This is a genomic window from Leptospira weilii serovar Ranarum str. ICFT (assembly GCF_000332415.1).
Lineage (GTDB): Bacteria > Spirochaetota > Leptospiria > Leptospirales > Leptospiraceae > Leptospira > Leptospira weilii_A.
Genome location: NZ_AOHC02000018.1, coordinates 60,001 through 70,490, shown reverse-complemented (window position 1 = coordinate 70,490; position 10,490 = coordinate 60,001). Strand labels below are relative to the sequence as shown.

The window sequence follows — 10,490 nt, the reverse complement described above, 5'->3', positions numbered from 1 at the left end:
CCTCCGATTTTTTGTAAGATCAAAACGTAATAAGGACATGAGACAAACGCGACATCCCTCGCAAACCTTGTCGAAGCCGGTTCTTCTACACGCATCGGAAAGTCCTACAATCCCGTTTGAGCGATCGATATACGGCGTCGGTCGTTTCTTCTTTTTGATCGTTATCAATTTCCTCAAACATACTAGGTGTCGATCGGTTTCGGCTGTTGAGATTTACATGCAGATTTTCTAAAGTTCCTATTCAAAAGGAACCGATTGGAATCATTTAATTTTTTCTTCATCATTTTTACCCTTTATCATTCTTTTTGTTTTTCAGTGAAAACAAAAGTTTCACTGTTCGGGTCATTATACTAGGTGTACATTCATGATAATCCGTTTACTTTAAACGTATATATGGATTGTATTTGGATTCGGATTCGTTTTTTTCCGGTTTCGAAGGAATATTCAGCTTTACTTAAGTATTGTAAGTTCGGCGTAACCCATGCGAAGGCTTTAACTCGCCCCTACCATAGCGTTGCCCACAAGTATTTGGATCTCAAGATAAATCTGTCGGAATTACGACAATCCTCCGTGGAACGTTCGGGAGGCTTTTCTCTATCAGAAAATCATACTTTTTGCAAGTAAAAAACTGAGTACTAGTGGCTAGGTTTTAGGGATTAGAAATTAGAATAATTTACAGAAGAGGGAGCTCATGCTCTGTTAAAGTTTGATTTATCTATTAGGAAAATGTAACTGAATTTTGATTTCTAAACAAGTACCTACATCCGTAAGAATTCTCTTTGTTCCTTATCCTCTCGTTCTCTTCTGCGCTTTTCCTTTTCTTGACGGAGCAGTTCTTCAGCCGTCCATTCTCTGGAAGGTTTTTGTTTTTTTACTTCCGAAGCGGATCGATTGCCGCCTTTGGATTGTGTTTGGGCCGATTCTGCATCCTTAAATTCCGTTTTCTTTTGAGAGGCGATCGAATCGGATTTTTCTTGTACTTTATGTTCGTATTTTTGTTTTTGAATATAATCTTCCGGATCGTATCCGGGTTTAAAATTTCCAACGTTTCGTTTCGAAGTTTTGTTGTCCGGATTGGAATGGTCCCGACTTGTTCGTTCCGTTTTCAAACCGGACTTTGTATGAAAACCGGTAGTTCCGCCTCCGGCGTTCGTTGTTGTACTTCCGACATTTGAGTTCGCATCGGGAGTTGTACTCGAGCCGGAATGGTTCGGGTTGGAGCCGGTGTAGTTCGGCTTTCCATTGTCTTGGGTTCCATGATTCGGATTTACGCGGGACGAATTGGAATTGGAACTCGATACGGAAGCGTTTGAAGGATTGGAATTGGCTCCGGAAGAAACGTTAGACACACCGGAATCGACTGCGGAAGAGTTTGTTGCGGAGGAAGCCGTCGCCAAACCAGTGTTAGCCGAAGAACCCGAATCTGCGGTCGTTCCCGCTTGGAGAGTTTCGGCGGTTTGAATGCTCGCCGCTACGGGAAATAATTTCTCGAATCCGTCCAAGGATTTTTTAGGCAACATCGGAAACGGATTGCTGGGATCCGCTTTAACAACACCCGAAAGAATCGCATAATCCAGTGTTTTTTGGTTCTTCTTTTTTTCTACGTTTACGACTCCTTCCACGAGTTTTAGAACTCCGTCGCCCGAACGAATTCCAAGAGAAGTTTCCTTATTGTCCGATTTTCTTGTAACTTGCAGACCGCCGGAGGAAATTTCCAAATTCGCCCGATTGTCCAGATAATCGATAAAGATCATGGAATTTTCCGCGATCACGATCTCGCTTCCGTCCAAAAATACGATTTTTGCCTGAGAACCTTCGGAGGTTAAAATCGTATCCCTGTTTTGGACCGAGTTTCCGATTTCGATTTCTTTCCAGACCACTTCGGAATCGTATTTTCTTTGGATCGTTTTGGATTTATAAAGAATACTTCCGATTACTTTTTGCGAACCTTGATAACCGTATCGAGTATAATCATATAAGAATATTCCAATAAACGCGACGATATTGAATAGGAGAAGAAACAGAATCGGCCTGTCGCCGGAAAGAAATCGATCTTTCATATCGTTATTTAACTCCGCCCGGTTTGAAATCCATGCCGATTTGTTTTCGGAGTTCCTTCAGATTTTTAGGACAGTTTTTATCCTTGGAATTTCCCAAAACCGCGTAGATGGTTTGCATGGATTTTTTTCCCTTCACTTGGATCGGTTTTAGTTTTTCCACGTTGAAGATCCCTTTCGTTTTTTCGTAAGAATATTCAGTAATTAAAATATCCGCACCGAATACTTTCGTTAAAGATTCCACTCTTGAAGCGAGGTTCACCGTATCTCCGATGACGGTGTATTCTAGTCTGTCTTCGGAACCGATTTGTCCCGCGATGACTTCTCCCGTGTTGATACCGATGCCGATATCGATTTTCGGTTTTTTGTCGGTCCCGCGTCCTTTGTTGAATTGAATCAAACTCTTACGCATATCAAGCGCGGCGAGGATCGCTTTTTCGGTGTCGGAGTCCGTATGTCCTAATTCTCCCCAAACCGCCATGATCGCGTCTCCGATGTATTTGTTGACGCTGCCGCCGTTCTCGTTAACGCACTTGACCATCGCCGTAAAATATTGATTTAAGAATTCTACAACCAGTTCCGGTTCGATCCTTTCCGAGATGGAAGTGAAACTACGAATATCGGAAAATAAAATCACACATTCTCGTTTGTCTCCTCCGAGTTTGACTTCTCCTTTGAGAACCATTTCGGCGATGTCCTTGTTGACGAACTTACCGAACGCGTCTTTCATCTTATCCCGATCGGATAAACCTTTTCCCATCTCCACAAAGGAGGAAGTAAGTATTCCGATTTCGTCCCCCGATTCCGGTTTTAGATCGATGTGAAAGTTTCCCTGTTCGATTTGTTTGGATGCACCTACGAGTTTAAGAATCGGTTTTGTGAGTCTTCTGGAATAAAAGAATACGATTAGGATCGAAACGTTTACGATTACGATCATCAGATAGATATTTCTTTTTTGAATATTATAAACTTCTTCGAAGGCTTTTTTTTCCGAAGTGCTGGAAATCACACCGAGATCCGCGTATCCGATTCTTCTAAAGGAACCCAGATAAAATTGATCGTCCTTTCCCTTATAACGGGTTTGTCCGTTACTGATCGAACTCTCCAATAAGTTTTTAACGATCGGATCGTCGCCGAGGTCGGTCGGTTGTAGAATCAGTTCCGAATCGGAATGTGCGATCAGTTTTCCGTCTCCGCCTACGAGAAAAAATTGTGTGATTCCGGACGTTTTAAAAGAATCTAATATGGAATCCATTTTTACCAAGGAAACGATTACGGCCGAGTTGACTCCGTCTCCGAGAACGATGGAAAGATATAACACCGGTTTGTGGAAATCGGGAGACACGTTGAAAACGAGAGGTTTTCCGATCTGGGCTTTTTTTCGTCCGTTTAAATGTTTTCGTACGATTTTGTCCGCGTTGTCCGGAGAAATCTTGAAGTCTTTGAGAGCGGTTTCGTTGACGATTCGTTTGACTCCTACGTAGTCGGGTCCTTCTTTTCTGAAAATTTTCAGATAAAAAATGTCCTCGTCGTTTTGAAGAATATCGTTCGATTCTTCCGAACCCGCAACGGACCTTGCAAGAAGCAAGGAACGTTTTGTCAACGAAGCTATGTCCGAACGTACTTTCTGACTGATTACATCGGTCAGTTTCAAGTTATTTTCCTTGATACGAACCTCGTTGTCCGATTTAAAAAAATACGTAGCGAGGGCGATGATTGTCCCTAAAGAAACAAGAATGATGCATGAGATGATCACCATCAATTTTAGGCGGATATTCCAGTTGTACAAATTGAGCAATGAATTCATAACGTTTCGTTCGAGTTTTGTTACCCGATCCATGAGTCTATCTAATTTAGTAGAACGTATAAAACAACACTATTTTGCACATTCCGTTGTATGGATCGGATGGAGCGGGTCCGGGAACGAACGATCCGTTACTTTGGATTGAGATTTTTCGTTTTATAATAAAAAACCGAATTTACAAATCAGGATTTTGTCGTTTCCAAGTTGGTTTTGTCTTTTGTGTATCTTCAACGACTCAATTTATAAAGAGATTTCTTAAATGGAACGATTTTACGTTTGTCCAAAGGAAGGATAGAGATTCGAATCGAAAAAAAGTAAGTGATCCTTTTTCGTAGGAATCACGTTTTTAGCGCCGATCGTCGATCGGAACGAAAGCGTTGTTTGTCTCAACTCAATATGTAGCGCACTTTACGGATCGTACTACAGGTCGACACAAATCGGAAAGCCGGTGAACCGATTCGGGAACCTAAATTCCGATGAAGTCTAACATGGTTTCCGGAATGATTTTTCGTGAAACGATTTGTCTAAACGAATCAAAATGAAATTCTGTCAAAATCAAAACTCCGAAATCTGATGAAAAACTCGGGCTTGAACGGTAAATTCAACTTTATGAAACATTTCTTATTTTTCCTAACGATTCTATTTTTCTTTCAAACTTGTTTTCCGGTCGATCCGGAAAGAATCCGTTCTTCTCATTTCCAAAACGGAAAGTATCACAATATCGAAGAAGACGAAAGATTGAATAAAAGTTTTTTTTCCGTTCTCCGCTGGAAACTTTTAGGACCGGTCGATCCGCCGACGGTGGAAGGAGACGTGGAAAAAATTCCGGACGTGCTCCCGAGAAAAAAAGAGGATTTTCTCGCGCCCGAAGGTAAGGTGAGAATCATCTGGCTCGGACACGCGACCGTATGGATCGCGGCTAATTTTCACGGAAAGAGAATGCACATTCTCACCGATCCGATTTTTACGGGAGTTTCTCCTTTTGTTAAGCGACTTACGGAACTTCCGATCCAACCCGAAAATCTTCCGGGTGTGGACATCGTCGCCATCAGCCACGCGCACAGGGACCATCTGGATATCGATTCCATTAAAAAGATTCAGAAATTATTTCCCGAAGTTACCGTTCATCTTCCTTCCGGTATGGGAGAATTTGCGAAGGACGAAGGTTTTGAGAACGCGGTCATCCAAGAATGGTGGACCGTTTCCGAATACGCCGGAACCAAAATTCATTTTCTTCCCGCCAAACACTGGAGTAGGATGGGAATCACGGATATGAATCAATATCACTGGGGAAGTTATACGTTCGAATTTGAGAATATTAGAATATACTTTGGCGGTGACACCGGATTTTCAAAACACTTTTCCGAAATCGGAAAACGTTTTCCTCAGGGTTTTTCGGCGACTCTACTTCCGATCGGAGCGTTTAAACCGAGATGGTTTATGGAACCCGCTCATATCGGACCGAAAGAAGCTTTGGAGGCGAGCGAAATCCTTCATTCTTCGCTTCTGCTTCCGGTGCATTGGGGAACCTTTACGCTCGGAGACGATCGTCCTTCCGAGGCCCCGCTTTATCTGAAGAAATTACATTCCGAAAAAAAAGATTCGGTTCCTCCTCTCAAGGTTTGGACCGTGGGTGAAATCGTCGATTTGTAAAGTTCGATATTTTTTAATGCGAACTCATGTCGGAATAATTTTTTTCCGTCAACGGGTCGAACTTTAATCGTTCGTAACATCCTGCCAAAGCCCGTGGTTTTTGATGAGCTCCACGAGTTTTTCGTCCGCAACTTCGCTCGGAACGTTTTTCATGACGATTTCTTTTCCTCGATAGAGGTGCACTTTACCCGGGCCTGCGCCCACGTAACCGAAATCCGCGTCCGCCATTTCGCCGGGACCGTTTACGATACAACCCATCACCGCGATTTTTACGCCCTTGAGATGTCCGGTTCTTGATTTGATTCTTGCTGTGGTTTCCTGAAGATCGAATAACGTCCTTCCGCAAGAGGGACAGGAAATGTATTCCGTTTTTGTTAAACGAAGTCGGGTTCCCTGTAAAAGATCATAAGAAAGTTGGAATGTTTCTTCGATGTCTTTTATCTCCGGAGTTTTGATTCGGACCAGATCCCCGATCCCGTCGATAAGAAGCCCTCCGATACCGATCGCGGAATCGTATAACGCCTCTTCCGGATCGGAAAAAGAACCGTGAAGAAGAATCGGGAACTCGTAGCGGCTGAGAATGTTTCCGAGTTTTCTGTAATCGTGAAGGATCTCCTTCGATTCGATCGAAAACAGAACGTTTTTGATTCCTCTTTCGACTAACGTATCCGGAAGACCTTTTAGGGATTCTATTTTTTCGGCGCTCGTATGAATTTCCGTATAAAGCCCTGCGTGTTGTCTTTCTTTTAAAAAGGACAACATCTCTTCTCCGTCTTGAAATTGAAGAAACGGATCGAAGACGATTTTAGGAAATCGTTTCAGTTCTTTTTGGAGTTTTTCGTTTAAAGAAACGTTTTTTGCCAAAAGAATTCCAACCGGAATTTCAAAAGTCGCCGCCGCTTTGGCGATTTCTTCCAGTTGGTTCGGCAATGGAGAATCGACCAAAATACTTTCCGGCTCGATCGAAAGGGATTTTCCGTACTGATAAAGTCTTGCTACGTTCGCTAAAAACGAGTTTGAATTTTCAAAAGGTAAAACGGTTTCCACTCGTACGGGATGACTGTCTCCCGCTTCGAACTTTCCGATGTGGATCGGACTGCTGTAAAATCTTTCATACGAAAACGGATTTCTAAATTCGGAATAACCCTTTGCGGATTCGGAGTTTGTGATTCTATTGTTGAATTTATCCGCGAGAAGTTTTGCGACGGGAACTTCCAAAACCGGATCTTCCGTGAGGGAAACTCGAATCGTATCTCCGAGACCGTCTTCGAGAAGAGAACCGATTCCGATCGCGGATTTAATCCTGCCGTCTTTGCCGTCTCCCGCTTCGGTGACTCCCAGGTGAAGAGGATAATCCATTTTCAGTTCGTTAAATCTTGCTGCGAGCATTCTGTAGGCTTGAACCATCACCTGAGGATTGGAGGCTTTCATACTTACAATAATATCATAATATCCTAAACTTTCGGCGATCCGAATGAACTCGAGCGCGGACTCGACCATTCCCTGCGGAGTGTCTCCGTATCGATTCATGATCCGATCGGAAAGGGAACCGTGATTGGTTCCGATTCTCATCGCCACTCCGAGTTCCTTACAACGTAGAACGAGCGGTATAAAAATTTCGGAGATTCTTCCCAGTTCGTCTTCGTATTGCGAGTCCGTATAATCTCTTACCGCGAATTTTTTCTTATCGGCAAAGTTGCCCGGATTGATTCTCACCTTTTCCACGTACTCGACCGCTTTCATCGCCACACTCGGAGTAAAATGAATGTCCGCGACGAGAGGGACCTTACTTCCCGCTTTTTTAAGTTCTTGTCGGATCGAAGGAAGGTTGTCGGCGTCCGCTTGAGAAGGTACGGTAAGTCTTACGATTTCACAACCCGCGCGTTCCAGTTCGAGAATTTGTTTTACCGATCCGAACGTGTCGGTCGTATCGCTGTTGATCATCGATTGGATGGCAATCGGATTGTCTCCTCCGACTTTCACATCTCCGACTTTGACTTCCCTGGTTTTTCTTCTTTGATAACCGAAAGGTGTGTGATTGTATCTAAAATTCATTTTGGTTTAGAATTCCGACTATGGGCCGAATTTCCTCTTTTACTTAAAAAGTTTTCCCAAAACCCGAAAGGAAAACGCGGTAGTTCCCACGTTTTAGGGGTTAGGAGTTAGGGTCCTAAAACCTAATCACTCGCTACTGGAAACGCGGTAGTTCCCACATTTCTAAAGTTTTGGGCAAACTCTAAGACAATTTTGCGGGGAATTATCCATTCGTCATTCTCCTTTTTTATGCCTTTTCGGTTCGTATTTTTGCCGAACGGATTTGATTCCGCGCTTCTCGACTCCGATATATACAAACACATCCCTTAAAAAATTGTTTTATGGACTTTCCCACTTTAAAACCAACCGAGACGTATCGAATCCGAGTCACGGTCGCCATTTATCGGGACCACATTTTGTCCTATAAAAACGAAGTGATCATTCCTTCCGAATACTGTCGAAGAACCGAGGCGAGGGCGCACATTCAAAAAGAAATTTCGGAAAGGTTGTTACATTCCAATTTCTTTCGTTCTACAAGACCCGATTACGATCTGGTTCGTTATACGGAAGAGGCGACTTGTAATACTTTTCTAAGATATAGAATTCTTTCTTTAAAGTCGGGCGAGGGTCTGATCAAAGAACGAATTTGAATTGATAAAAAATAAACTGAAAGTATTTCCTAAGATCGGACGGATCATTACGTTGTATTGGAAGATTCTATTTTTATAATGGAAGTTGAAAACGACCTTCGATGATTCCTTGAACCGTCAGATCTTCATCAAGGTTCTCCCATCTAAGAGAGTATCCGTCAAGTTCAAGCGTAACTTCCTGAAGAGCGGATTCGGTTGCGGTTTTTAAGATTTTAAATCTATCCGCCGGAAAGCCTATCACTCGACCGTCGGAAAGTTCAAGATAAATCATCCTATCCTCTACCCAAACTTTCGTTGCGGGTACATTTGACAGAACGTTATTTCCGGCTGTGGAACTCATGGTAAGCCTCACCGCAATAAAAATAGAGCTAAACATTTGTATGCCAATGATTATTTTCACGCTGAACAATTCTTACTTTTAAGGTTCTAATAATACGGATCGAAATATAGATTCAATTTATTTGATCTTGTTTATTCACTTCTGAAGATGAAACGGTTTGTACGGGCTTTTCATCGGTGTGTTCGTTCAAGAAATTTCAGCAATCGTCAAATCTCAGGATGTTGCCCCGGTTTAGATCCGTTCGGATTTATCTTGAATTCCTGAAAACGGGACGAAAACTGACTAATCAAACGGACGAGACCGCTAAATTTAGGTGGATACAAATCCGAAATCGATTGTATGTCAGGAAATGATAAAAAGATCATAGAACAAAATTCCCACGGTGAATTTGAACTGACCGCTTACGGAGAATTCTTAAGTTATTTCCATACACATATTCAACTTTTTAACGGACTCATTTCCGGTAAAAAAATTTCCCCCACCGATCAGGAAGCGCTCAAACAAAAGGTGCGCTCTTATATCGTAAACAACATTCAAAAAACGGAACAGTTCTTCGATCATCTGCCTAAGTTCGCGGAATTTCTCGGTATGTCCCAAGCGGATCTTTCCGCGTTTATGACGAAAAACTTCATGAACACACACGCCGGGATTCAAAACAAACTCATCGAACAAGAAAAGGCGAACATCAACAAACCTAGAAAGAAAAAATATTCCCGCATCTCCGAAGAGATCGTAGAAACGATCGGCGTTTTGGTTCCTCCCGGAAAAAGATTTATCGGCATGGACGGTTACGTCGTTCTTCGAGACGAGGCGACCGGAAAAGATCTCGAACCTGCCGTCGTCCCTTCTTTTGGGGAAACGACGAAATCTACCGAAGAAGGTGCCGCAAGTACCGTTAAAAAAACGGCAGCCCCGACTCCCGCAGCCCCTTTGAGGAAACCTACGGAGAAATTGATTCTCACGGAAATCGTGGAAAGATTCGGTTCCGAATTTTCAGGCAATCCTCTCGTGTTGAAAAAGCAAGAATTGGACGAGGAGGAAGTGGTAAACAATTTGGCGGTCGGAGGCAACGAAGAATTGTTAACCGAAGTCGAAGACCTTCAATTCGGAGGATACGACGAGCCGACGTTTCCAGAGGAAGAATCTTTCGAACCTCCGGTCGAACCGGAAGAACCTCCCGTGATCATTCCGTTTTCCAAATATATGGAAAGTGTAAACCGTGTTCGACAGTTTCAAAAAGACGGACAACCGGACGCTTATAAAAAATGGGTGATGACTCTTCCGCCCGAACTCAGCGCTCTCGTTCAACTCCATTCGTTCGTGTTGAAGGAAATGAAAAACGAACCCGTGGATTGGAACACAATCATCGCGTCGATTTCTTCCCGAATCGGTTTAAAAGATACGAGGCTTTGGAAAGTCTTGGATCTCACTCGTAGTTTTGCCGAACTCAGAGCCGGACTGGAAAAAGCATTTGTTACCTCCAAAACCGTCGGGCTGGAAGAACTCGTGAAAAGAGCCTGGCCTCATATTCTCAAAATCTTTGAGGAATATCCGGATACTTCTTCTCTGCGTCAAAAGTTGGATCAACTTTTTACGAGAATTCCGGATCCGACTCAGAGAAAAAAACTTTCCGACCTCTTTCTTCCCGTGATTCAAAAACTCTGAAAAACTAGGAACTCCTAGTCGAAGGCTCGGGCCGTTATTCTTACCGGTAATCGGAACGGATTTTTGAAACAGGACCAGTCTAAGTAGTAGTTCCCGCAGCCGATTCGAACTGGGGCTGATTTCAATCCTATCGTTTAAAAGAATGTTTTCAATTTACGCAACTCTCAATTTATTGGCTTTAGCTGGGGAATTTCGCTGAAATTTCAAGCCTTGGGCGCCTTACGCCTTATGGAACCAGGGAAATCGGATGATGAGGGATCTCGGCAGATGAATGATCTAAAAGAACA

The 10,490-nt window shown here is 43.1% G+C and carries 8 protein-coding genes (1 of these 8 running past the window's edge); 4 read left to right on the top strand and 4 right to left on the bottom strand.

The genetic code is table 11. The annotated features are described in order from the left end of the window. Nucleotides 1-758: 758 nt before the first annotated feature. Nucleotides 759-2,060 carry a FecR family protein gene (locus LEP1GSC060_RS05185; RefSeq protein ID WP_002997328.1) on the bottom strand — a complete coding sequence of 434 codons (1,302 nt, stop codon included), beginning with the start codon at nucleotides 2,058-2,060 and terminating at the stop codon, nucleotides 759-761. A 4-nt stretch (nucleotides 2,061-2,064) separates the two neighbouring features. Continuing rightward, nucleotides 2,065-3,864 carry an adenylate/guanylate cyclase domain-containing protein gene (locus LEP1GSC060_RS05180; RefSeq protein WP_002997391.1) on the bottom strand — a complete coding sequence of 600 codons (1,800 nt, stop codon included), beginning with the start codon at nucleotides 3,862-3,864 and terminating at the stop codon, nucleotides 2,065-2,067. 606 nt (nucleotides 3,865-4,470) lie between these two features. Here LEP1GSC060_RS05180 and LEP1GSC060_RS05175 point away from each other — a divergent pair. Further along, nucleotides 4,471-5,514 carry an MBL fold metallo-hydrolase gene (locus LEP1GSC060_RS05175; protein WP_036095413.1) on the top strand — a complete coding sequence of 348 codons (1,044 nt, stop codon included), beginning with the start codon at nucleotides 4,471-4,473 and terminating at the stop codon, nucleotides 5,512-5,514. 63 nt (nucleotides 5,515-5,577) lie between these two features. Here the strand turns inward: LEP1GSC060_RS05175 and ispG are convergent, their stop codons facing one another. Further along, on the bottom strand, nucleotides 5,578-7,569 hold the full coding sequence (gene ispG / locus LEP1GSC060_RS05170; RefSeq protein ID WP_002997489.1) for a (E)-4-hydroxy-3-methylbut-2-enyl-diphosphate synthase: 1,992 nt from the start codon (nucleotides 7,567-7,569) through the stop codon (nucleotides 5,578-5,580). A gap of 395 nt (nucleotides 7,570-7,964) precedes the next feature. Here ispG and LEP1GSC060_RS05165 point away from each other — a divergent pair, with 395 nt between their 5' ends. Beyond that, the gene (locus tag LEP1GSC060_RS05165; protein ID WP_036095412.1) at nucleotides 7,965-8,198 is read left to right on the top strand and encodes a hypothetical protein; all 234 of its coding nucleotides are present in this window, start codon (nucleotides 7,965-7,967) and stop codon (nucleotides 8,196-8,198) included. A gap of 73 nt (nucleotides 8,199-8,271) precedes the next feature. On the opposite strand, the gene LEP1GSC060_RS05160 is transcribed toward LEP1GSC060_RS05165, so the two are convergent. Next, complete coding sequence (locus LEP1GSC060_RS05160) at nucleotides 8,272-8,538, bottom strand: DUF2442 domain-containing protein (RefSeq protein WP_080634511.1); 267 nt, start codon at nucleotides 8,536-8,538, stop codon at nucleotides 8,272-8,274. 339 nt (nucleotides 8,539-8,877) lie between these two features. Between LEP1GSC060_RS05160 and LEP1GSC060_RS05155 the strand changes: the two genes are divergently transcribed. Both LEP1GSC060_RS05155 and gltB read left to right on the top strand, forming a co-directional pair. Next, the gene (locus LEP1GSC060_RS05155) at nucleotides 8,878-10,203 is read left to right on the top strand and encodes a hypothetical protein (RefSeq protein WP_002997467.1); all 1,326 of its coding nucleotides are present in this window, start codon (nucleotides 8,878-8,880) and stop codon (nucleotides 10,201-10,203) included. 267 nt (nucleotides 10,204-10,470) lie between these two features. After that, a protein-coding gene (gene gltB / locus LEP1GSC060_RS05150; protein WP_002997321.1) for a glutamate synthase large subunit crosses the window boundary here: on the top strand, nucleotides 10,471-10,490 show its start. It continues 4,477 nt past the right edge of the window; 20 of the gene's 4,497 nt are visible here — the first part of the coding sequence; it begins with the start codon at nucleotides 10,471-10,473; the stop codon falls past the right edge of the window.